The sequence below is a fragment of the Paraburkholderia sp. SOS3 genome (assembly GCF_001922345.1).
GTDB lineage: Bacteria > Pseudomonadota > Gammaproteobacteria > Burkholderiales > Burkholderiaceae > Paraburkholderia.
Map to the genome: position 1 here is coordinate 614,066 of NZ_CP018812.1, position 23,913 is coordinate 637,978.

General features: G+C 65.4%; 17 protein-coding genes. 15 read left to right on the forward strand and 2 right to left on the reverse strand.

What is annotated here, in order from left to right:
* The first annotated feature begins 19 nt into the window (after positions 1 to 19).
* From BTO02_RS22735 to BTO02_RS22745, 3 genes are read left to right on the forward strand one after another with little or no spacing between them, the layout of a single operon-like run.
* Positions 20 to 1,060 carry an aromatic ring-hydroxylating dioxygenase subunit alpha gene (locus BTO02_RS22735; RefSeq protein WP_075159495.1) on the forward strand — a complete coding sequence of 347 codons (1,041 nt, stop codon included), beginning with the start codon at positions 20 to 22 and terminating at the stop codon, positions 1,058 to 1,060.
* Positions 1,045 to 2,895: a 2-succinyl-5-enolpyruvyl-6-hydroxy-3-cyclohexene-1-carboxylic-acid synthase gene (menD, locus tag BTO02_RS22740; protein WP_075159496.1), complete on the forward strand. Its 1,851-nt coding sequence runs from the start codon at positions 1,045 to 1,047 to the stop codon at positions 2,893 to 2,895. Before BTO02_RS22735 ends, menD begins: the two co-directional genes overlap by 16 nt.
* Positions 2,892 to 4,235 carry a polysaccharide pyruvyl transferase family protein gene (locus BTO02_RS22745; protein WP_075159497.1) on the forward strand — a complete coding sequence of 448 codons (1,344 nt, stop codon included), beginning with the start codon at positions 2,892 to 2,894 and terminating at the stop codon, positions 4,233 to 4,235. The genes menD and BTO02_RS22745 overlap by 4 nt, the downstream gene beginning before the upstream one ends.
* Before the next feature lie 78 nt (positions 4,236 to 4,313).
* On the opposite strand, the gene BTO02_RS22750 is transcribed toward BTO02_RS22745, so the two are convergent.
* Positions 4,314 to 4,943, reverse strand: coding sequence for a hypothetical protein (locus BTO02_RS22750; protein ID WP_156883946.1), 630 nt, complete (start codon positions 4,941 to 4,943; stop codon positions 4,314 to 4,316).
* A gap of 258 nt (positions 4,944 to 5,201) precedes the next feature.
* Between BTO02_RS22750 and BTO02_RS22755 the strand changes: the two genes are divergently transcribed.
* The 6 genes from BTO02_RS22755 to BTO02_RS22785 all read left to right on the forward strand — a co-directional run bounded on the left by BTO02_RS22755 (position 5,202) and on the right by BTO02_RS22785 (position 15,077).
* Entirely contained in the window at positions 5,202 to 6,104 is a 903-nt protein-coding gene (locus tag BTO02_RS22755) for a LysR substrate-binding domain-containing protein (protein ID WP_075161279.1), read from the forward strand.
* A 195-nt stretch (positions 6,105 to 6,299) separates the two neighbouring features.
* Positions 6,300 to 7,580, forward strand: a complete 1,281-nt coding sequence (locus BTO02_RS22760; RefSeq protein ID WP_075161280.1) for a dicarboxylate/amino acid:cation symporter — start codon at positions 6,300 to 6,302, stop codon at positions 7,578 to 7,580.
* Positions 7,581 to 7,599: 19 nt separating this feature from the next.
* The gene (locus BTO02_RS22765; protein WP_075159499.1) at positions 7,600 to 9,111 is read left to right on the forward strand and encodes an aspartate/glutamate racemase family protein; all 1,512 of its coding nucleotides are present in this window, start codon (positions 7,600 to 7,602) and stop codon (positions 9,109 to 9,111) included.
* 305 nt (positions 9,112 to 9,416) lie between these two features.
* Positions 9,417 to 11,156, forward strand: a complete 1,740-nt coding sequence (locus tag BTO02_RS22775) for an aspartate/glutamate racemase family protein (RefSeq protein WP_198039308.1) — start codon at positions 9,417 to 9,419, stop codon at positions 11,154 to 11,156.
* Between the two features lie 83 nt (positions 11,157 to 11,239).
* Complete coding sequence (locus tag BTO02_RS22780; protein WP_156883947.1) at positions 11,240 to 11,674, forward strand: hypothetical protein; 435 nt, start codon at positions 11,240 to 11,242, stop codon at positions 11,672 to 11,674.
* A gap of 61 nt (positions 11,675 to 11,735) precedes the next feature.
* Positions 11,736 to 15,077: a hypothetical protein gene (locus tag BTO02_RS22785; protein ID WP_075159503.1), complete on the forward strand. Its 3,342-nt coding sequence runs from the start codon at positions 11,736 to 11,738 to the stop codon at positions 15,075 to 15,077.
* A 203-nt stretch (positions 15,078 to 15,280) separates the two neighbouring features.
* On the opposite strand, the gene BTO02_RS22790 is transcribed toward BTO02_RS22785, so the two are convergent.
* A complete protein-coding gene (locus BTO02_RS22790) occupies positions 15,281 to 16,381 on the reverse strand; it encodes a type IV pilus twitching motility protein PilT (protein ID WP_075159504.1) in 1,101 nt (366 codons plus the stop codon).
* A 150-nt stretch (positions 16,382 to 16,531) separates the two neighbouring features.
* On the opposite strand from BTO02_RS22790, the gene BTO02_RS35530 reads away from it, so the two are divergent.
* Genes BTO02_RS35530 through BTO02_RS22820 form a run of 6 tightly spaced genes read left to right on the forward strand, consistent with a single transcriptional unit; the run spans position 16,532 to position 23,876 of the window.
* Positions 16,532 to 17,611 (forward strand): TcpQ domain-containing protein, encoded by a 1,080-nt coding sequence (locus BTO02_RS35530; RefSeq protein ID WP_332262278.1) that lies wholly within the window; start codon positions 16,532 to 16,534, stop codon positions 17,609 to 17,611.
* Positions 17,611 to 19,317 (forward strand): PilN family type IVB pilus formation outer membrane protein, encoded by a 1,707-nt coding sequence (gene pilN, locus BTO02_RS22800; protein WP_075159505.1) that lies wholly within the window; start codon positions 17,611 to 17,613, stop codon positions 19,315 to 19,317. The genes BTO02_RS35530 and pilN overlap by 1 nt, the downstream gene beginning before the upstream one ends.
* A 29-nt stretch (positions 19,318 to 19,346) precedes the next feature.
* A complete protein-coding gene (pilO2, locus tag BTO02_RS22805) occupies positions 19,347 to 20,639 on the forward strand; it encodes a type 4b pilus protein PilO2 (protein WP_075159506.1) in 1,293 nt (430 codons plus the stop codon).
* Positions 20,629 to 21,204 (forward strand): type IV pilus biogenesis protein PilP, encoded by a 576-nt coding sequence (gene pilP / locus BTO02_RS22810; RefSeq protein ID WP_075159507.1) that lies wholly within the window; start codon positions 20,629 to 20,631, stop codon positions 21,202 to 21,204. The genes pilO2 and pilP overlap by 11 nt, the downstream gene beginning before the upstream one ends.
* A gap of 4 nt (positions 21,205 to 21,208) precedes the next feature.
* Positions 21,209 to 22,810 (forward strand): ATPase, T2SS/T4P/T4SS family, encoded by a 1,602-nt coding sequence (locus tag BTO02_RS22815; protein ID WP_083615324.1) that lies wholly within the window; start codon positions 21,209 to 21,211, stop codon positions 22,808 to 22,810.
* A complete protein-coding gene (locus tag BTO02_RS22820; RefSeq protein WP_075159509.1) occupies positions 22,800 to 23,876 on the forward strand; it encodes a type II secretion system F family protein in 1,077 nt (358 codons plus the stop codon). The genes BTO02_RS22815 and BTO02_RS22820 overlap by 11 nt, the downstream gene beginning before the upstream one ends.
* Positions 23,877 to 23,913: the final 37 nt, after the last annotated feature.

Consider the following 23,913-nt stretch of genomic DNA (forward strand, 5'->3'; position numbering starts at 1 on the left):
GCCGAACAGGAAACCGACGATGTTTATCAGGAATGCTTGGTATGTCGCAGCGTGGAGCGCTGAAGTGGTCGCGGATCGACCTTTCGCGCGCACGCTGCTCGAGGAGCCAGTCGTGCTGTTTCGCGATCCGCAAGGCCGCGCGCATGCGCTCGCGGACCGCTGTCCCCATCGCTTCGCGCCGCTGCATAAGGGCGATGTGCGCGATGGCACGGTCGGCTGCGCCTATCATGGTCTGCGCTTCGACGGGACCGGCCGCTGCACGTTGAATCCGCACGGCGACGGCCGTATTCCGGAGGCTGCGCGCGTACGCAGCTATCCGGTGCTCGAGCGTTATGGAGCGATATGGATCTGGATGGGCGAGCCGGCGCGCGCCGAGGGCGCGCCCGCCGCGCTGCCGGATTTTTCGTTCGTCGATCCCGAGCACAACGAGGTGAGCACTGGCTATCTGCTGACGCACGCGCACTATCAGTTGAGCGCCGACAATCTGCTGGACCTCAGCCATTTTCAGTATTTGCATCCGGACACGCTCGGCAGCCCGGCGATTGCGGGCGATCCGGGCCGCTTCAGCGAGTCTGGCGAGACGGTCAGATCGCACCGGCGTACCGAGGCGGAGCAACTGCCGTCGTTCATCGCACGCGCATTCGGCGTGCCGGACGGCATGTGCGTCGACCGTCGGTTCGAAGTGCGCTGGGACCCGCCCGGGCTCATGGCGATTGACATTCGCGTGGCGCCAACGGGCGTGACGTATGGGCGCGAGTCGCGTTCGGCTCATCTGCTGACGCCCGAGACCTCCGCTAGCACGCACTATTTTTTTGCGTTCGGTCTGCCGAAGACGCTCGGTCCGGCTGCGCGCACGCTCGTCGACTATGCGCTCGCCGGGCTCGTTACGCCGTTTCGCAATGAAGATCTGCCGATGCTCGAGGCGCAGCAGGCAGCGCTGGGAGACAGCGGCTTCTGGGAGCGGCAGCCCGTGTTGCTGCCGATCGACGGCGGCGCAATTCGCGCGCGCCGCATCATGGAGCGCAAGCTTGCCGAGGAGGCGCAATGCTCGAACGCGTGAGTGGCGCAAACGCGCCTGTAACGGCGCCGCTATCCCGCGGTGCGGCGAACCCGGCCGCTCTTGACGGTCCCGCAAAATTCACCGCCGGCCCGCCGGCGGTGCGCAACCTGAACGAACTGTGGCTCCGCTGCATTCTCGATGTGCTCGCCGGCACGGGCGTGCGGCGCGCGGTGCTGTGCCCTGGCGGGCGCTCGTCGGCGATGGTGATGGCCGTGCACGGCGATCCGCGCTTTGCCGATACGCTTGTCTTTGCTGACGAGCGCAGCGCCGCGTACGCCGCGGTCGGCATGATGAAGGCCACGGGCGAACCGGTGCTGATGGTCACGACATCGGGTTCCGCGGTGGCGAACGCGGTGCCGGCGCTGACCGAAGCCGACGAGTGCGGGTTGCCGCTCCTGCTGTTGACCTGCGATCGTCCGCGCGCGTTGCGCAACAGCGGCTTCGGCCAGATGATCGATCACCTCGGCGCGTGCCGTGCGTTCGTTCGTGCGAATGTCGATCTGCACGATCCGGTCGCGGACCGTGCCGCGCTCGCCGCGCTGCGGCGCGACGTGGCCGCGGTGCTGGCCGAAGCGCACGGCGTGCGTCCCGGCCCGGTGCACGTGAATATCCCGCTTGCGGGCCGCTATGATGCGACCGAACCGCATCCGGTGCCAGCCGATGTGCTGCATGAAGCCGGCCATGCGGAGGCGCCGCCTGCGCCGCCACCGCGAGAGGGCAACAACATCGGCGCACTTGCGGCCCGGCTCGGTCTGCGTCCGGGGATGCGCGCGCTGGTGGTGGCCGGGCCCGACTGCGACGTGCCGCTCGCGTGGCTCACGGAGTTCGTTCGCGAGTCTGGTTTACCGGTTCTGGCTGACACCGGCAGCGGCTTGCGCGGCAGCGGGTTCGAGCACGTGCTCAATGGCCACGACGCGCTTGCGTTGCGGCGCGCGGTGACGCGCGAGCCCCCCGAGCTGCTGATCCGCTTCGGCCTCGCGCCGGTGATGCCCGTGGTGCAGGACTACCTCGAAGCGCACCCGTGCCCGACGATCAAGGTGTCCGCGGCGCGCCGCGAACGCGACTATCTGCATCCGCGCTTCGAGCCGCTCATCGGGCCTGTACGCGCCGAGTTGCGCGAACTCGCGGCCGCGCTTGCGGACGGCGACGAACGATGGCGTCGCGAATGGCAGGCGGCGGCAAGCGAAGCCGCGGCGGTGCGCCGCGAGGCGGTGGAAGGACTCGACTGGGGCGAGCTGCCGGCGATGCGCGAACTCTACGCGCACGACGGCTTCGCGTTTCTACATCTCGGCAATTCGATGTCGATCCGGCACGCCGATCTGTTGTACGACACGCGGTCGAATCGGCAGGCCGTCTATGCGAATCGCGGCGTCTGGGGGATCGACGGTACGCTCAGCACCTTCCTCGGCGAGGCGCGCGCCCGCGCAGACGCCGGCATGCTCGTGCTCGGCGATCAGGCATTCCTGCACGATTTGCCAGCGCTTGCCACCGCGCAGCGCATCACGACGCCAGCATGCGTGTGCGTGCTCGACAACGGCGGTGGCGCAATCTTCGACTTTCTGCCGCTTGCCCGGTTGCGCGGCTACGAAACCGCGATTCGCAATCCTTATGCCTTCGACACCTCGCGCATGGCGTCGGCGTTCGGCTTGTGGCACGCGCGTGCATCCAACCGCGAGGAACTGCGAGCGGCACTCGATGCGGCGTGTACGCGCGCCGGCGTCACCGTGCTGGAGGTGCGCGTCGAGCCGTCGTCAGGGGTGACCGGCATGCGCCAGGTGGCCCTTGCGTTGCGGGCTGCCGTCTTCGCTACGTCACGAGGTGTACTGAGTTCATGAGCTGCAATTTCAATCATCGAATGGCGCGTCAACTGCGCTTTCTCGGCGCGGCCGAGCCCGACAGCGTGTTTCTCGACGATCTGCAGCAGCTGATCGACATCACGCGCACCACCGCTCGCGTGCGCGCGACGCGACGGCGCGGCGAGCCGCTGCGCATGCTGCTGCTCGGCTACGTCGGCGCCGGCAACACGGGTGCGGATCTGCGCGCGATCGAAATCATCCGGCAGATGCGGCGCCTTTTCGCCGGGCGCACGCTCGACATTGCGCTATTCGGCTGCGGCGATCTGATCGATCATCCGGTACTCGCGTCGGTCGAACGGCTGCAGCCCGAGTCGCTGTATGTGCCGGACGCGCTCGATGCCGCGCTGCGGCGCTTCGACGTGGTGCTCAATGTGGAGGGCTCGACGTACACGTCCAAGTTTTCCGATGCGCTCGCCGGCATGTTGATCGGCGGCGTGGCGTTTGCCGACGCACACGGTGCGCTCGCCTGCGCATACGGCGTCGATGCGGGCGCGATGACGCCGCGGCTCGCGCGCTTCGCGGCGGTGAACGCCGCGCGCGCCGCCGTGTTCTGCCGCAGCGCGGGCGCTGCGCGCCAACTGGCGGCGCTCGGCATCGACACGCGCATGGGGGCCGACAGTGCATGGGGGTTCCGCGCCACGCAACCGGCAGCGCGCGAAGCCCCCTATGCGGCGCTCTGTCCCAACAACCCGTACTGGTGGCCCGTGCAGACCGATGTGCGCCGGGCGTATCGGCTCGACGGCAGCGACGTCCAGTCGCCGTTGCGTCACGGGCCGCTTACGTTTCATACGTGGGACGACGAGCGTGCGCGGCGCTTTTCCGCCTATAAGGCCAGCTTTGCCATGTTGGCGGCCGGGTTGCGCGCGCAAGGCATCGAGCCTGTGCTGGTCGCGATGGAGCGCCTCGATCTGGCGGCTTGCGACGAAATCGCCGCACTGCTGCCGTTTCCGGTGCGCATCGTCGCACGCGGGCGCGAGACGCTCGATGCGGTGGCCGCCACGGTCGGTCATGCGCGCTGTGTGGTGACCACGCGCTTTCATGCGGCGGTGCTGGCCATCGCGCACGGCGTGCCGGCTGTCGGCGTGTCGATGGATGAGCGCATCGAGCAGTTGTTCGACGAAGCGGGCGTGAGCGGCTGGAATTTCAGTTGCGACGATCCGCATTTCGGCGCACGGGCGCTGGCGCGCCTCGCATCGTGCGCCGGCGATCGCGAGCGTCTACGCGGCGCGTACGAGCGATTCGCCGCCGTGCAGCGGCAACGTTTCGACGACATGGGCCGGGCGCTGCGCGCGTCCGTCGACGCGTTCGTCGATCATTGAAGGCACGCCGCGCCCGTTGCGATTCCCGCCACGGCACGGCCGCGCGGCTCGCGCGCAAGTCGCGAGCCGCGACCGTTGCTACATGAGGTTGTGCAGAATCGAGCCGCCCGGGTTCAGCAGATTGAGCCCGGACCCCATCACACTGCCGAACGAGTGGCTGACCGTCGGGTCGAGCAGCGTGCTCACCGGATTCGGCAACAGGCCGCCGAGGGAAAACACCTGTGCCGCGTCGTACTCGCGACCGGCCTTCTTCGGATCGGACGAGTCGCCATCGAGCGCGCCCCCCGTCTGGTTCGCGATCGCATAAGCGCCGGCCGACGTGCCCGTATGCCCTTTCGACGTGAAGTCGTACTCGTGCGCAGCCGGTCCTTGGGTCAACAGTTGCGAGGCCTGCTGCTTCGTGATTTCGCCGCGATTGATAGCCATCTGCAAGTTGTTGATCACATCCTTCTTCTTTTTCGGGTCGTTCGCGTTCTTGTCGAACTGCGCGGCGGCGTCCGGATTCTTGCTCTTCCACGCATCGAGCGCGGACTGGTACTGCGGGTTGTTCTCTCCGGGCGTCATCGAGTTCTGCATATACGTCATCACCTGCGTGGTGTACTTGTCGATGTATTTCTGCGCCTCGTCGCCGAGCTTGTTACTGTAGTCGGCGATGTTGTTCATCATGTCGCTCATGCCGGGCATGCTGGTTGGAATGTCGATAGACATTGCGTCCTCACGGTTGGTTGAAAGACAGTCGTGCGTGACCGCGGCGGCCCGCAGGCGCGCACGTCGCCCAATCTATCGGGGTGCGAAAACAGGTCCCTTGCCGCTACGAAGACACTGCGTCCCACACGAATCGCACGCTGCACGGCCGCATGACACCCGCTTTTTTTTCAGGATAATCTTGCCGTGCTTTCCGGCGTGGACGATGCGCGCGGCCGTGAAGAGAGGGCATGGGCGATCGCATCGGATGCCGGAGCGAACATGGAAGTGAAGTGGATCGAGGACTTCGTTGCCCTCGCGCAATATCAGAGCTTTTCGCGCGCTGCGGACATGCGCAACGTTACGCAATCGGGATTCAGCCGGCGCATCCAGGCGCTCGAGCAGTGGGTCGGCGCCGATCTGATCGATCGCGGCAGCTACCCGTTGACGCTTACGCCGGCAGGCCGCCTCTTCAAGGAGGCGGCCGACGACATCCTGCGCAAGCTGTTCGACACGCGCTCCATCATCCGGATGGACCAGCGCATGCCCGGAACCGGCCTGCAAATTGCCGCCGGACATACGATCGCCGTCGGTTTCGTGCCCGCGTGGCTCGATTCGCTGCAGGATCGCTTCAAGGACCTGCGCGTGCGCGTGGTTCCGACCAACGTTCACGATTCGATCGTGATGCTCGTCAACGGCAACTGCGAACTCATGCTCGCGTACGAGCACCCGGAACTGCCACTGCATCTCGATCCCGCGCGCTACGAATATCGGACCGTGGGACACGACGTATTCATGCCGGTACGGCGCGCGAGCGGCCGCACGGGGTCCGATATGCGGCTGCCCGGCACGGCGGAGCGTCCGGTGCCCCTGATCGCTTACAGCGCGTCGACCTATTTCGGCCGCTGTCACGCACTACTGTTGCGTCATGCCGGCACGAGCGCGGCGTTGCAGCCGCTTTTCGAGTCCGACATGGCGGACGTGCTCAAGCAGATGGTGCTGAACGGGGCGGGTATCGCATGGCTACCGAAGAGCCTGATCGAAAGCGAGCTCGAGGACGGCGTGCTCGAGCCCGCCGGCGAGCGCCGCTGGATGCTCGATCTCGAACTGCGCGTCTATCGCGACCGCGGCAACACCGCGCCGTTGCTGGCCGACCTGTGGCATCACATCGCCGCCGCGAACTGACTTCGCATGGTTATGCGAGCGCCGCATAGCTCGATGCAAGCACCGCATCCCGCGAATTTTGTTCGCCTCTAGTATCCGTACTGTCTTCCGGTGTCATGGCTATGACACCGAGGAGGAGACCATCGATGCGCGATCCGGTAACCGATCGTGCACGGGGCGCTTGCGCCCGCAACAACCGGATAGAAGAGGACAATGATGAAAAGCCGTCTCACACTGCAGATCGCCGCGGGCATGGTGCTAGGGGTGATCGTGGGCTATGCCTGTCATGTCGGCGCCGCCGACGCCGCGTCGGCCAGGACGATCGCCGGATACTTCACCATCATCACCGATATTTTTCTGCGCCTCATCAAGATGATCATCGCGCCGCTCGTGTTTGCCACGCTTGTCGCGGGACTGGCGGGCATGGACAGCGGCGATGAGGTGGGACGCATCGGTTTGCGCACCATCGGATGGTTCGTCGTCGCGTCGCTGTTCTCGCTTGCGCTCGGGCTCGTACTTGCCAATACGCTGCAGCCGGGCGCTGCGCTGCACATGAGTGCGAGCGGCACGGACGTCAGTACCGGCCTGAACACGGCCGGACTCAACTTCAAGGACGTGGTCGAACACGCGTTCCCGACGAGCCTGCTCGACGCGATGGCGCGCAACGACATCTTGCAGATTCTCGTCTTCTCCGTGTTCTTCGGCGTGGGCCTGAGCGCGCTCAAGCGCGACCCGCGCGTGCAGGCGATCGTGCACGCGGTCGACGGGCTGGTCTCGGTGATGCTGCGGCTAACCGGCTATGTCATGCGCGCGGCGCCCATCGGCGTGTTCGGCGCGATCGCGTCGGCCGTCACCTTGCGCGGCCTCGACGTGCTGTTTACCTACGGCAAGCTGATCGGTTCGTTCTATGTCGGCCTCGTGCTGTTGTGGGCCGTGCTGATCGGTCTCGGCTATGCGTTCCTGGGCCGGCGCGTGTTCACGCTACTGAAGTGTGTGCGCGAGCCCGCGATGCTGGCCTTCTCGACGGCGAGTAGCGAAGCCGCTTATCCGCGTCTGCTCGAACAGCTGGAGCGCTTTGGCGTCAGCAAGAAGGTCGCGGGCTTCACGTTGCCGCTCGGCTATGCCTTCAATCTCGACGGCTCGATGATGTACCAGTCGTTCGCGGCGATCTTTATCGCGCAGGCGTTCGGCATGGACATGCCGCTGTCGCAGCAGATACTGATGCTGCTCGTGCTGATGCTGAGCAGCAAGGGCATGGCAAGCGTGCCGCGCGGCTCGGTGGTCGTGGTGGCCGCGGTTGCGCCGCTCTTCCATCTGCCGGCCGAGGGCGTCGTGCTGGTGCTGGCGGTGGACCAGATTCTGGACATGGGTCGCACGATGACGAACGTGATCGGCAACAGCGTGGCGACCGCGGTGATCGCGAAGTGGGAGGCACGGCGTGCCGGCGCGCGGGCGAGCGAGGGCGCGCAGTTCGAGCAGTTGCAAGGCGAGGCCTGAACCCTCCGGAACCCGCACCATGAAAGTATCGACGACGGATTCTGCCCGGCGCTCGTTCGGCATCATCGGCGGCCTCGGGCCGCTCGCCGGGGCCGACATCTTTTTCAAACTTGTCAAGGCAACGCCCGCACGCAGCGACGCCGAGCATTTCGATGTGGTGTTCGAGCAGCACCCGTTTCCGAATGCAGGCGGCTCGCGCGCCGCGACGACCGAACGCAAGCTATACATCTTCGACATGATTCGCAACTTCGAGAAGCGCGGCATTACGACTGCGGTGCTGCCGTGCTTTCTCAGTCACAGTTTTATCGATCAGTTGCAGGAAAATGCGTCGCTGCAGATCGTCGACATGCTCGACGGACTGCGCGGGCACGTCAGGCGACGCTATCCGTTGGTACGGCGAATCGGTGTACTGACCTCCGACTATTTGCGTGATGTGCGGCTGTTCGAGAGGTATTTCACGCCGCCCGAATTCGACGTGCTGCATCCGCGCGTGCGGCAGGCGGCTGCGATGGACGATGTGACGGGCGCGGTTTATGGAGCCGACGGCATCAAGGCGGGCAATCTGAGCGGCAGACCGATCGAGTTGTTACGCGCCGCGTGCGCCGATCTGATTGCCCAGGGTGCCGAACTGATCCTGCCCGGACTCACCGAGATCCCGCTCGTCGCCGATCAGCTCGGCACGCTCGGCGTTCCGCTCCTGGATTCGAACCAGGTCTATGCGCACTATGCGGCGAACGGTCACTACGACAGCCGTGCACGTGTCTTCAAGGTTGGCGTGGTGGGCGGCGTCGGACCGGCGGCCACGGTGGATTTCATGCACAAGATCGTGCGCAACACCCCTGCTTCGCGCGACCAGGACCATATCAAGCTGCTGGTCGAGCAGAATCCGCAGATTCCGGATCGCACCGAGAATCTGATCGGCGACGGGCCCGATCCGACGGTCTCGCTCTATGCGACATGCAAGAAGCTCGAAGCGGGCGATGCGGACATTATCGCAATTCCCTGCAATACGGCGCACGCCTACGTCGAGCGCATTCAACCGTATCTGAGCGTGCCGATCGCGAATATGCTGACGGTAACCGTCGAATACTTGCGCAGTTCGTTTCCCGCGCTGCGCGAGGTGGGTCTGCTCGCGACTAGCGGCACGATCGCGAGCGGCGTCTATCAGAAAGCGTTCGAGGCCTGCGGGCTGACCCAGGTGGTGCCGGGTCCGGCGCTGCAGGCCCGCGTAATGAACGCGATCTACGGTCCGCGCGGCGTCAAGGCCGGGTTGACGGAAGGGGAGTGTGTCAACGACGTGCGCGCGGCAGTCGATGCATTGATCGACCGCGGCGTCGAAGTGATCGTGCTCGGCTGCACCGAGCTGCCGCTGTTGCTTGCGCAGGGAGAACATGTGTCGGAGAGCGGCCGCACCGCATGGCTTGCGGATCCGACGGACATTCTCGCGAAGTGCTGCGTTGCGTATGCGCGCGGTGCCGCAAGTCCGGATCGGGTATTTCCGCTGGTCGGCGCCGACGCGATCGCTCGCTAGTTCGCCGATGCGTCGGCGTGCCTGCGCATATGCGAGATGGCCGGAAGGTGGTTGGTATCCCGAATCATAGGGTTGAGGATCGGGCCGGTCTGAACGACCGGCGAGCGGTTCGTGGGCTTCGCGTCTCGCTCAGGCGCTTCGTGCAAACGAAAAGGTAAGAAATCCGACAGATTTACCTTGGCGTTTTCACGGAGGTCACTATGGATGTGCAAAACGTCGGCACTCACAACGCCGCTCATGATTTAACCGAGCCTCAACAGCCCGGTTCGACGGTCACGGAGCAACCCGTTCCACAGTCGAGCCGAATGACTCACACGCTTCCGCTCGCTTCGCGAGCGATGCCCAGCGCCGCGCCGAAACCGAACGAGTATCAGCGGCGCATCGGTGTGCTTAGTACCGATCCGAAAGCCGGCCATCGTTTCGCAAGCGAACTGGTCAGGCAGGCCGGTAATGTTACCGACCAGCAGCATGCGGACGCTGTCCTGGTGCAGGCGAACGACCTGCCCGCCGGGGAACGGGGCGAAGCTGCGACGGCCGGCATCAGACGAGGCATCGACGTGCTGCACGGCACCGGCGCCGGGATCGCGATCGTCACGGATACGGCCGCGCATGCGGATGTGGGCGTGTTACGGCAGCACCTTGCCAAGTTCGCACCGAACATGGAGTTGATCGATCTGCCGACGAGCGCGCTCGAGAAGCTCGATCAGGACAATCCGGGCGCACGCAATGTCGGGCTGATCGTGTCGCCGCGCACGTTCCAGACGAATGTGTATCAATCGCGCGCACAGGGCAATAAGGCCTTTCACGCGCATCCAGGCTCGCACGACGCGCTGCTCGAGGCCGAGCGGCCGGATGCCGGCAAGGATCAGATTCGGGCCGGACGCGAGGCGTTGCGCAATGCCGTGACCGAAATGGCGAAACGTAACGACATCGACGCCATCGTGCTCGGCTATCCGGGCCTGTCGGACGCATTCGGCGAAAGCCACGTCCGGCGTGCGGACGGCACGATGATCCCGGTTATCGACAGCAACGCGGCGGCTGCGGGGAAGGCGCTCGAGCAGGCGAAACGCGCGCGCGGCAACGACGGCTCGGACTCAGAGTCCGATTCGGAAGGCTGCCTGAGCGGATGTCTCGGTTCGCTGAGCCTGAAGCAGGTCGTTACGCCGTTCACGCGTCCGGTCGCGGATCGCCTCGAAGCGCTCGAGCGTTATACGCCGAAAGCGGGTGTCATGGGCGGCCAGGGCGCGCTTGCCGGCGCGCAATTCATGGGCGAGCTGGTCGAGTTGGGCGACACGCGGCCGGTGCTCGTGCATCAGGCCACCCATATCGCCGATCGCACGTCGTTCATCAAGAAGCAGGCGGGCCACGAGTCCATGCAGGACGCCGTCGATCCACGCCCGGAAATGAAGAAGAGTCTCGATCTGATGGCGGAAGCCGGGGTCACGCACGCGGTGATCACCTGCAATACGGCTCACAGGTTTCACCCGGACCTTGTCGACCATATCGCGACGCAGGGGCACAACATCCAGTTGCTGCATATCGCGGACGCAGCGCTTGATGAAATCAAGCGTCAGCGGCCGAACGAGAAGCATATCGCCTTGATGGCGACCGACGGCACGATCGCGAGCAGGCTGTACCAGGATCACGACAAAAAGCTCGAATGGATCACGCCGGATCGTGAGACCCAAGAGGTCGCGATGAGAAGCATCTACGACGGCATCAAGCAGAACAAGATCCAGGAGGGTTCCGATGATGCAGCGCTCGTCGTTGATTCGCTGATTGCGAAGTATCAACGGATGCACGGCGATATGAACCGCTACCCGGTCATCGTGCTTGGCTGCACGGAGTTCCCGATCGCGCTGCCGAAAGAGATGCGCGAAGCGCGGTGGCCAAACGTCACGTTCGTCGATACGCTCGCGTCGCTTGCGTATTCGCTGATCGAGAAGTCGCGTGTGCCGGTGCCGACAACGACGCGCAACGTCGACGACGCGGCGAATGTGCTGCGCGTACGGGTGAGCGCACTCGAGGAAGCCGAAGCCGCATAACGCGGCAAGAGGCCGGCATGCGCGCACAGGCGCGCGCACGCCGGCCTCCCGATCTCAACCGGAACACATTGACGGAAAATATCATGACCCTTAATACACCTGAAAAAGCAGTCGTTTCGCCGTCGCGCCATGCGATGGAACTCATTGCCCGCGAATTCAACGCCGTGTTGGGCAATAGCGCGGATGCCGGCCTCGCGCTCGTTGTGGACAATCTCGTCGCGTTGAATATCGCGCCAGTCGGAGCGCAACGCATCGCGGCGTTCTGTCACGTGGGCGATGCTTCCCGGATGACACCGGATGCATGGATCAGCATGCTGTCCGAGGCTGCGCTGTGGGGTATCGACGGCGAGGCGATGCGCTTCGGCGTATTGGACGACTTTGTCGCGCTGATGTGGAGCTTTCCGCCGACGCTGCCCGACGCCGAGATTGTCGGCGGTCTGCGTCTGATGCTCGAACGTGCAGTGGCCGTTGCACGGATGGTGCGCAAGAGCGCCGTTGCGGCGCCCGTGACCGCGTAAACACTGACCTGCCGGCGATGAGGACAGGTGTCCTGCATCGCCGGCTCACCGGAGAGAACAGATGGATGCGCTATCGGCGCCCGGTCCGTCGCGCAGCGGACCGGCGCAGGAATTCGAACTCGAAGAAGTGGACAAGCACGGCAAAGTTTCTGTACTGGAGAGCGCGCATACTCCGCAGCCTCATGGCGGCGTGCTGTCTCGCATTCCGCCGCAGATCAGCAGCGGCAGGCGGCTCGATACGCAGATGCACGTGAGGACCGGCGCGCGTCAAGGCGACACGGATCCGATGCAGCGCTTCGCCGCGCTGCAGTCGAAGTTGCAGGGCGCCGACAGCGAGCCGCCGTCGCGACTGACGAGCCTAATGCAATCGCTTGCGCCGGCCAATCTGTATCAGAAAGCGACCGGGTTGTTGTCAGCGAAGCCGGAAGCGGTCGATCAATCGCTCGCGCACGTGCATCGTTCGGTGATCGGCGCTTCGTTCGAGCATAGCGGCGCGCAGCCGACCACGCTGCTCGGGCATCTGAACAATGGCGGCCCTCACGCATTGAGCAACTTCTGGTCGGACCCGAGCATCGGACAGGGTGTGGTTCGTCCGTCGCCGCAGTTGTTGAAGGAACTCGACCGCATGGCGGGCAAGGATCGTCATCTGTCGGCACTGGCATTGTCCTTTGCGTTCCAGAGCGCGACCGAGCCGCATAAGGTGGCGCCGCCGGCCGCACATGAAATCGGCGCGCTGCGGCTGTTGCAAGCGCCCGACATGCTCGACAAGATGTCCGCTCGCGTCGCGCGCGGCAAGCCCGACAACGACCCACACGTTGAGCTCGCATATCACGCGCTGCAACGTGCCGCCCAAAGCAATCAGTTTCCGGAAATGCTCGGTTTGCTGGGCCACAAGCTCGATGAACGGAAGCTGGATGCGCTACAGGGCATGCTGCAGGCAAGCGCATTGGCCAACCGCAGAGCAGCGGGCGGCGAAGCCGACGAAGCCGGCGGCGGCAACACCGCAACCACGTTTGCGCGACGCACGCAGTCGGCTTTTCATCAGTTGCTCGCGCACGGCGAGGAAGCCATGACGCCACAGCAGAAGGCCGATGTGTTCGCGTGGCAAAACGGCTTTCGCGACGATGGGCCCGGCTCGCCGCTGGCAACCGTCAAAGCGCGGCTCGCGGACCTCGCGGAAGCCTACGGCTGCGAAGACGACGCGCTCGCCACTTCACCGCTGCGCGCGGCACGCATGGGCCTCGGCGGCGCGGACCTGCGGACCCTGAAAGAGGAAGGGGCGGACGTGCGGGCGCTCGCGGACTCGCCGGCCGTCGAGACGCTTGTGGATCTGCTGCGCGAGCAGACCGCGGCGCGTATTCACGCCGCGCAGTCACCCGACGACAAGGCGAAGCTGATCGCACAGCTCGTTGCGCTCGATGCGTGGACGCCCGCGCAAAAGCGCACTAACCGCTTCGAGCTCAACGACGTCGTCAACGGCCGCGGGTTCGACACGAAACAGATGGATAGCGTGCCTCGCACGGCACTCGACTCGTATTGCCTGCGTGCCGCGCGAAACAGGCCGGTGCTCACCGGCGAGGGGAACGAGCAGGCGGCGGCGCCGGGCAGCACCGAAGCGCGCAGCAGCGCGGACCTCGCGCGAAGCGCGCTGCGCGAACTCGCAGACACGCGCATCGGCATCGCGGACCTTGCACATCTGGCGAACGAATACGCGGTGACGGACGAGCAGGTGCGCGAGCGGCATCGCAGCGCATCCGGCGTCGAGACCGATGCGAACCAGCTGCAAGCGGAACTGCCGCCGCTCGAGCAGGTGTTCGCGCAAGCGGCGCGCGTCATCGACGCGAAAAGTGCGCGGCCGGCCAGCTCCAGCCCCGAGGATGCGATCAAACTGGTGCGCGACTTCTTCAGTTCGGCTCAGTTCGGCAACAACGTCCGCTATTCGAGAAGCCGGACAGAAGGCCTCTCGTCGCGCGGCTTTGCGTACAACATCGCGCACCAGGTCTACGCGGATGCGCAGAAGGCCGCGCACCAGCCTGTGCTCGTCCGCGGCAATCTGAGCACCGAGGTCTTCTCGGCGGACGTCGTGCGCTATGGTGTCGCGACGCACGGCGGCGAGTGGTCGTTCGGCCACGAAACGCGCTACACGAACGGCGGCGGCGGCGGTCTGCAGGGCGGACGCAACTTCGGACCGGAGGACCACACGTCGCTGGCGCGAATTGCGGGCGGCCTCGATATCGGCTTTTACGCGCACGACTATTCGTCGTTCGACGGCATCATGATTCGCTCGATGCGCCGCGTGAATCCGGACTCGGTCGAGCTCGACGCCACGCCGCCGCGCTTTGCGCACTTCGACAAGGAGGTTCGCGACGAGATGGCCGAGCTGCAGCCGACCATTCGCAAACGCTCGCTTGAACTGATGGAGCGCAAAAGGGCCGGGACACTCGATGAAGATATAGGCGACGAGATGCTGAAGACGCTGGCGGACAAGGGCATGTCGTCCGGTCTTTCGCTCGGACTCACGCAACAGGTCACGACGACACATCGCTCGGACATGTCGGCATCCGTGGGCGGCTCGCTGACGACCGCGGGCGAAAACGGCGCACGCTTCGGCGCGAGCGCGAGCAGCGGCATCGAAAAGGTCTGGCGCGCACGTTACGAGCAGACCGATGAGACCGGCGCGGTGCGTGTCGTCAACCATCGCGAAGGGTCCTACACCCGGATGCGCGGCGGCGCGACCTCGGGCATCAATGCGTTCGTCGGTTCGGCGGGCGTGCCGCCGACCGACGCCGCGTCGGCCTCGATCCTGTTCGACGAAATCGGTGCGAACGCCAAGGTGCGTTTCGTCTATCACAAGGACAAGCTGGTGCCGCGCTTCTGTTTTTCCGACGCGGAGTTTCCGGACGTCCAGTCGTACGAGCGCTACCTCAACCATCATCGCGAAGAGTACAGCGAGATGTTCAGCCATCTGCACGGCGGCGATCTTGCGGAGGGCAGCAAGGAACTCGACGCGCACATCGAACTCGTCAAGGGCATCCGCGCACAGAACCACATCAACTATGCACGCGCGCGGTTGCGGGAGGAACACGCGCAGCGGCTCGACGAATATCGCGGCATCGGCGCGCTGGTGCCGCCGCAAATGGCCCGCTTCAAGGCCGAACTCGAATCGACACAGGAGCAGCTTATCGGGGATCCCAAAGCATTCAGCAAGGCATCGGGCATTACCTACGCCCCCTATGTAGACCAGGAGGGCTTCGGTCAGTCGGTGGCCGGCGTGCGGCTCAAGGCAAGCACGGACATGTACGCGGAGCGCGAGATCATCTTCGACACGATCGGTTGGGCGCGATTGAAGAATCGCGAAGACGGATCGGCTGTCGAAATCGATCCATCGGGTAAGCGCGCTTAACGACTCGTTCGCTTTCAATCTGGGCAGGGTTTCGGAGAAATTCGGACCCTGTGTTTCGTCACGTCTGTAGCACATGCAACGATCGCGCCGAACCGTAACAGATTGTCAAAGATCGCGGGCGGCGGCGTTTCAGCGGGTAAGAATGGTCAGACGGTTAAGACATAAATGACGACGGGTTGAAAGCGGTGAGAAGGAGATACGGTTCAGCGATTCGTGGACGACGCCAGCAATTCATGCAGTTCGATGCGGTGGTAAGTGGAGCGCAACGCATCGCGTCCGGAGATCACTTCTTTGGCGACGAGCTGCGCGAGGTGTTCGTTGAGCGAGCGCGACATGTTGTCTTCCTTGCGGCGAATGAATTCCGCGAGGAAATGGATTTTCGCCGGATCGACGAGCAGTGCGCTGACCTGCTGGTTGTGATTGAACAGCAGTTCGCTTGCGAGTACGAGCTGATTGCCGTCTTCGCTCGGCACGAGACTCTGGCAGATCACCCCGATCAGCGAATTGGCAAGCGAACTGGCATGCCGTTCACGCTGTTCGGCGGGGAAGAAGGACAGCAGGCGTGTGAGCGTGTTGAGCGCGCTGCTGGTGTGCATCGTCGCGAACACGAGGTGGCCGGATTCGCCGGCCTGCAGCACCGCCTCGGCGGTTTCGAGATCGCGGATCTCGCCGACCATGATCACGTCGGGCCGCTGCCTGAGCACTTCGCGCATGCCTGTCGAAAAACTCGGCGTGTCGGTCGGCACCTCGCGTTGCGAAATGATCGACTGGTGGCTTTCGAGCCCGTATTCGATCGGCTGCTCGATGGTAACGATGTGGCAACTGCGCGTGCGGTTGATGTGATCGAGCAGCGACGCGATGGTGGTGGTCTTGCCGGAGCCCGTCGGGCCGGTGACGAACACGATGCCCTTGCTGCTCTCGAGCATCGTGCGGATGTAGGCGGGCAGTCCGAGCTTGTCGAGCGGCAGCGGATTGAGCGGCAGGCGGCGGATCGAGATTACCGTCTTGCGGCCGCCGGATGTGCGGAATACGTGGCAGCGGAGCCGGCAGCGCGTCAGCACATATGGCCGGTCGAGCGCACCGTGCGCGAGGCGTTCGTCCCACTGCTCGTCGATCGACGCGAGCAGCGGGGACATCTCGTCGAGCAGGACCGGGCCGCCTTCGGCTTCGATCCAGCCGCGCGGGGTCTTGATCATGATCGGGCGGTCCTGCTCGATGTGAATGTCGGTAAAGACGCGGCTCCCGTCGACGAGATCGAGGATTTCGCGGGTCAGGTCGCGCAGTTCGCTGGGATGGTGGGTCATCGTGGCGGCTCGGTGGAAAGACAACAGCAATCGTGTCAGCCCGCGGGCCGGATGTCCAGCGTGGCGACGGGAACACACGGCGGCGCATAGCGACGGTACTGGACGGCATGTAGTTGTGCCGTCAACCATTATTACGGGGTTAGACGACAGATGCGTACGGTCATTGCATGGATGGCGATGCTGACTGCACTGGCGGGCGGATGGCCGGTGCACGCCCGCGCGGACGGCGCGCCGGCCGCGCAGAACAGCGGCCAGGTCACGGTCGAAGGCGATTTGCATGAAGGCACGCGCGTGGCAACGAGCGGTGCGAACGTGCCGTTGCGCACCGCGCTGCGGCTGATCTTGCCGGCTGACTTCAGCATCAATTTGCCGAATGCAGGCGCATGGGCTGCTACGCCGGTTACCTGGCAGCAAGGCAAGCCGCTCGTGCAGACGCTGCGCGATGCGCTCGCCGGGCACCCTGAACTGGTTGCGCAAGTGGATGGCGATTTTCAGCTGGTGACGATCCGTTACCGGCAGCCGTTCGATGCACGGCCGGCCGCGCAAACGATGTCCGAGGACATCGCGCCGAACGCCGCACGCATACCCGGGCAGGCTCCCGCGCAAACCGCCGCGCAGAACGTGCCGCCGATGCTTGCGCCTGCAACGGTCGCCGTGCCCGCACCTGCGACGATACAGGCCCCGCAAACGGCGCAGACCGCGCAATCCCGCATGATGACGCCCGCATCGCCTGTCTTCGCCGCGTCTCAGGCGGTGGCAGCGCACGCCGCGGCACGTAACGCAGCGCACGCCGCTGCAGCGGGCATAACAGGTGCGTCCCCCAAACCATCGGGGATCGCCTCGACGCAAGTCGCTCCGGGCCCGACGCAAGTCGCACAAGCGACGCAAGCGGACCGCACGCCGGCCCCGACGGAAGTGGCGGACCCCGCGCTCGCACCGATATCGGCGGTGGCTCCTGCGCCGCCGCCCGTACAGCAAACGTGGCGCATCGAGCCGTCCGATCGCACGGTACGCGCGGCGCTGACGCGCTGGGCGCAGGACGCGGGCTGGCAGCTTGTCTGGGAAGCGCCAACCGACTTCAGCATCGACGCGGCCGCCACGGTGCACGGCACATTCGACGAGGCGCTGCAGCAGGTGGTGAGCGCGCTCGCTCATTCGAATGCGCCGGTGCAGGCCATTCTTTATCAAGGCAACAAAGTTCTTCGAATCGTCGCCAAGGGGGCAGCGTGATGCGCAACACGATTTTGCCGCTCGCGCTCGCCGCGATTTTTCTCGCGGGCTGCACGGGCCTTTCGCAACGGATCTCGGATGCCGTCTCGCACGATCGGAACGCGACGCAGAGCGCACTTGCTTCGACCCGCGACGGTCAGGCGAGCCTTGCGCAATCGTCTGACGGCGTGATTGTCAATCACGGTTTGTGGCTATCGGGCAATCCGATCCGGCTCGCGCACGAACGCACGCTGCCCGGCGTATTCTCGCAGCCGGCCACGTTCGATCGCGACGTCGCGTCGCTGCAGGAGTTCGCCGAGCACATCGCGCGCCTCACGCATGTTCCGACGCGCGTCGCACCGAATGCGCTGGCCGGTTCGCGCACGCCCGCGGCGGTGGCGCCAACCGTGCCGGTGATCGGCGCGGCACCGCCGCCGCTGCCGACGCTGCCGGGGCTGACCGCCGAAGGCAGCGGACGCGGTGCCGCCGCGTCGGCCGGCGTCGCGCAACCGACGCACATCGCGTACCGCAACGGCGATCTGCGAGGGTTGCTCGATGCGGCTGCGACCCGTTTCGGCGTGTCGTGGAAATTCGCGGACGGCGCGATCGTCTTCTTCTTCACCGATACGCGCACGTTCCAGGTCAGCGCGATTCCGGGCGACGCGACGATCAACGCGAACGTGATGAGCGGTTCCACCAGCGACGGATCGAGCGCGTCGTCGAACGGCTATGGGTCGTCCTCCGGCGGCGGCGCGGGCATCATGGCCGGCGGCGCGGGCGGCGGCGGCACGCCGAGCGTGACGTCGAACAACACCGCGAATACGGTCGTGAACTCGCAGCTGTCGGTGTTCAACAGCTTGCGCGCGTCGATTCAGGCAATGCTCTCGCCGTACGGTAGTGTGGTGTCGTCGCCGGCAACCGGCTCGATTACCGTCACCGACACGCCCGACGTGCTCGATCGCGTCGCATCGTATATGGACGAGGAGAACGCGACGCTGTCGAAGCAGGTGCTGATCAACGTCACGGTGCTATCGGTCACGCAGTCTGCTCAGGATAGCTATGGAATCAACTGGAACGCGGTGTATCAGGCGCTGGGCACCGCGTTTACCGTGACCAACACGTTTCCGACCACCGCGACCAATCCGGTGTCGTTCGCGGCCCAGGTGATCACGCCGTCGAGCCGCGCGGCCGGCACCCAGGCGATGATCAGCGCGCTCTCGAGTCAGGGCACGGTGCGCCGCAAGACCTCGGCGTCGATCACCACGCTCAACAACCAGCCGGTGCCGGTGCAGGTAGCAACGCAGCAGGGCTACCTCGCATCGGTGTCGACCACCAACACGGCGAATGTCGGCTCGCAGACATCGCTCGTGCCGGGCACCATCACGACCGGCTTCAACATGACCTTGCTGCCGCATCTGCTCGACAACGGCACGGTGCTGCTGCAGTTCTACACGAACATCTCGTCGCTGGTCGACCTGCAGACCGTGACGAGCGGCGGTCAGCAGATCCAGACGCCCGACGTGGATACGCGGAACTTCCTGCAACGCGTGTCGATGAAGTCCGGCGAGACGCTGGTGCTAAGCGGCTACGAGGGTACCAACGACAACCTCGCGCAGCAGGGCGTCGGCAAGCCGACCCATTACTTCTTCGGCGGTGGCTATGACGGCACGCGCCAGCGCGAAGTGATCGTGATCCTGATCACGCCGATCATGATGAACGGCGCGTGAGCGGCGGCACCCGTCAACGGAAACGTGCCATGGCCACCCAAATCATTCAGATCGACCGGCAGCGCTTCGTTTGCGGACTGTTCTGGCAGTCGCTGTCGCGCCGCCATGAGCTGCGCAAGGAAGGCATCGAACTCGCAAAGAAGCTGAACTTCGAGCTGATGGTGTTGCGCATCGACCGCGGCGTGGCCGCCGCGGGCTTCGCCAATACGCGCGAAGGCGCGCAGGCGGGTGTGCCTTCGCTCGGCGTGATCGTGTCGAAGACGGTCGCGATGGAAGGCGCGTTCTACGAGGGCCGGCAGCAAAGCGCGCCGAACTGGCTCGGCGCATTCAGGCTGCCCGATGGCCGCTGGGCATACTTCGCCGTGCGCGACGGCTCGTTCCTGCCGAACGGCGACTGGATCGGTGATAGCGACGAGGTGTTCGAACGGCTCAATTCGGACTATGCGCTGGGCGGCTGGAACGTCGTCATCGGCGACAGCGAAATAGAAGGGATGGGGTTCCACAACTTCTATCCACGCCGGATCGAGGAACTGCTCGGCCGGCGCCGCGGCCAACGCGCGCCGGTGCCACGCTGGGCACGGCTGCGCCCGGTCTCGCACCGGATCTCGTGGCGCAGGCTCGTGCTCGTGGCCGGTGTGCTCGCCGGCGCGTCGCTCGTCGCGTATGGGTGGCTTGCGCATCGCCGTCACGTTTTCGAAGGCGAGCGTGCGCGCCTGTTCGATGCGGCGCGCGCGCGGCTCGCGCAGGAGGCGGCGACGCGTCGGGAAGCCGAAGTGCATCCATGGGCCACGTTGCCGACTCCGTCGCGCTTCGCACGCGCGTGTATCGAGCATTTCACGCAACTGGCGCCCGGCGGTTGGGAACTCGAGCATTTCATCTGCCAGCCGGGGCGCGTCGAGTACGTCTGGTCGCGCAACGGTTCAACCGTCGCGCTGCTGCTCTCGCGCGAGCCGCGAGCGCTGCTCGACAGCGCGGGCGAGCACGCCTCGCTGTCGCAGCCAGCGCCGATGGGTGCGGGTGTCGACGACACGCTGCTCGCACACACCGGCGTCAACGCGCGACTGCTGTCGCGGTTCCAGTTGCTCGATATGCCGCTCACGCTTGCGCCGCTGCCCGAGAGTGCACCGGCCGGCACACTTTCGCAACTGGGGCGGCCCACACCGCCGGTGCGGACGTGGCACGCGTGGCGGCTGCAGGCGAGCCTCGGCGCCATGCCGCCGGTTGCGCTCGCGCAGTATCTGGATGAGCCCGGCGTGCGGCTCGACAAGTTGACCTATCAGGCGGGCACATGGTCCGCGCAAGGAGTCGTCTATGCAAACTGATCTGCTTTTTCGCGTGCGGCTCGCGGCGTTTGCGGGCTGCCTCGCGTGGAGCGCGGCAGGCCATGCCGCCACCGGGCAAGGCGCCTCGCGCGACACGCAACAAAGCGAACCGTCTGGCTCGACGACGTCGAATGCGGCGGACGAACTCATGCATCTGCAGGAGCAGACGCTGCTGCTCAAAGCGCAGCTCAAGAAGCTCGACGCGCAGGCGCAGGTGGCTGAACGCACGGCGGCGCTGTCGCGGCTCGGCGGCGGCGGCGCGGATGACATCGACAGCGGCCGCGGCGCATTGCGTGTGGTCGCGATCGAGGGGCTGGGTCGCCGCCTCTCGGCGACGCTGCAGACGGTCGACGGTCAACAGTTCGACGTGGCCGCGGGTGATCAATTGCCCAACGGTGTGCGCATCGTGTCGGTGGCGGCGAATGAGGTGCTCGCGCGCTCGAACAGCGGCCGCACGCTGCACCTGATGCCGGTTCTGTCGCGCGGTGCCGTTCCTTACGGCCCGGCGCCGGCCGCCGGCGTGCCCGGTTTGCCCTCCGGCTTTCCGGCAATGCCGAGGGAGTGATTCGATGAGTACAGCCATTTTGCTGAAGCCCTCGATGAATGCCGTCGAAACAGCGCCGGCTCCCCATGCGCGTGGCGCGTGTCCGCTTTCCGACGATGGCCCGCTGGCCGCGAGCGCGGAGGAGCGCAAGCTGCTATGCCTGCTTGACGACGGCCGGTTGCTGATCGCCGAGGGGCATGAGATGAACCCATACGTGCTGTCCTACCGCGCCCGGCTCGAGCGATTGAACTTCGCGTACCGCGCTTATGCGGTCGGTCTCGACGAAGTGCGCCGCGCGTATGAGGGGATGCGGCGCGACGGTACCGCCGAGCGTCTCGATCACACCGCGATGCAGGTGCTGGCGAAGGAACTGATCGCGCAGGCATGTCGCGAGCGCGCGTCGGACATTCATATTCGCGTGAAGCGCTTCAGCACCGAGATTCTGTTTCGGATTCACAACGAACTGGTACGCGTGAGCGAGCAGACCCGCGAGCACGGTGCGCGACTGCTGGCGACGCTCTATTCGGCCATGGCGAGCGTATCGGATAACACATACAAGCCAAGCGAGCGCCAGGACGCGAGCATCGGCGATCGCGATAAGCTCCCCGCGCAGCTGTTCGGCGTGCGGATCGCGACCGCGCCGACCAGCATCGGCAATGTGATGGTGTTGCGTCTGCTGTACAACGATGCGGGCGAATCGACCGAACTCGATCGGCTCGGTTTTACGGGTGCGCAGTCGCGGCAGATCGGCGAGCTGCGACACCTCCCGCATGGCATGAACATCATCAGCGGCCCGACCGGTTCCGGCAAGTCGACCACGTTGCAGCGCGTGCTGCTCGGCCAGCTCGGCGAGTCCAACGGCAGCCTGCACGTCATTACGGTCGAGGATCCGGTCGAGTATCCAATCGTGGGCGCCGTGCAGACGCCGGTGGTCAATGCGTCGACCGAAGAAGCGCGCTCGCTTGCATTCGCGGCGGCGATCGCGAACGCGATGCGTCTGGACCCGGACACGATCATGATCGGCGAAGTGCGTGATCGGGCATCGGCGCAAGGCGCGCTACGCGCATCGATGACCGGACACCAGGTATGGACCACCGTCCATGCGAATGGCGCGCTTGCGATCGTCGACCGCCTGATCGACCTCGGCTTGCCGCTGCGCATGGTGACCGACGAATCCGTCGTCACGGGGCTCATCAGCCAGCGGCTCGTCAAGCTACTGTGTCCGCATTGCAAGGTGCGTTTCGCCGATTCGGGCGCTGCGCGCGACAGCGACCTTGCCGCGCGGCTGCGGCAAACGGTCGGCGGCGAGTACGAGGCGGTCTGCGCGCAGGGCGCCGGCTGCCCGCATTGCATGGGTCGCGGAACGATCGCCCGCACCGTGGTCGCCGAGGTGGTGCGCACCGACGCCGAGTTTTTCGCATTGCTGCGCGATGGCGACAAGGCTTCCGCGACCGCTTACTGGCTCGACCAGTTGGGCGGTCAGACCATCGTCGAGCACGCCCTCGCGAAGGTTGCCGCGGGGCTCGTCGATCCGCGCATGGCGGAGCGCGTGGTCGGCCGGCTCGTCGCGCGCGGCGAGCCGGCGCGGCTGCGTCCGGTGCGCATCGGGGGCGGCCATGCGTCTTGATCTGAACCGCAGGTGGGCGCGCCTGCAGGCCGGGCCCGACGCGCGACTGCGCATCTATCGCAAGATCGAAAAGATGCTGTCCAACGGGCTGCCGCTGTTGAAGGTGCTCGAAGAACTCGAACTGCGCGCATCGCGCGAAGGCCGCAGGCCGAACGAGCCGGCCGCGATCATGCTCGGCGAGTGGCGCCAGGTTGTGCAGAACGGCGGCACGCTCGCCGAAGGCATGGAAGGCTGGGTGCCACAGGCCGAGCAGATGATCGTCATGGCGGGCGAGCAGTCGGGCCGTATCGAAACGGCGCTGCGCTCGCTGAACGTGATCGTCGTGTCGGGCCGCCGCATTCGCCAGGCGATCACGGGCGGCCTCGCGTACCCGTTCGCGTTGCTCACCATGACGCTTGCCTACCTCTATCTGTTCGGTGCCCGTGTGATTCCCCAGTTCGCGGTCATCGTCAGCCCGCAGCGCTGGCATGGCACCGCCCATCTGCTGTATCTGCTGTCGCGCTTCGCGCAGGGCTGGATGGGATATTGCGTGCTGATCGGCGTGCTGTGCGGCGCGCTGCTCGCGTACTCGATGCCGCGCTGGTCCGGGCGGCTGCGCAATTCGCTCGACCTCTTTCCGCCGTATTCGATTTACCGGCTGGTGGTCGGCGTCAGTTTCCTGACGGCATTCGCATCGATGCAGGCGGCCGGCTTCACCGTCGAAAAATCGCTGGCACGCCTGTCGGCAAATGCGCGCCCCTGGCTGCGCGAGCGTATCGAAGACATGCTGTTCGGCGTGAAGTCTGGCCTCAACGTCGGCGAAGCGATGCGCAACACGGGCCATCGCTTTCCGTCGCGCGAGATCGTCGACGATCTGTGCGTGTATGCCGAATACAAGGGATTCGCGGAAGCCCTGAAGACGCTCGCGGACGAATGGATGGAAGCGGGCGTCGAACGGGTTGCCGCGCAAATGCGGGTGTTGAACGGCGCGGCGATCGTCCTGCTTGCGCTGCTCATGGGCGTGCTGATTACCGGTTTTTTCGGCATTCAGCAGGAAATCGCGGCGATGACACGGTCGCTGCACTGAACTCAGGGTCTCATTTTAACGATGCGGGGATGACATG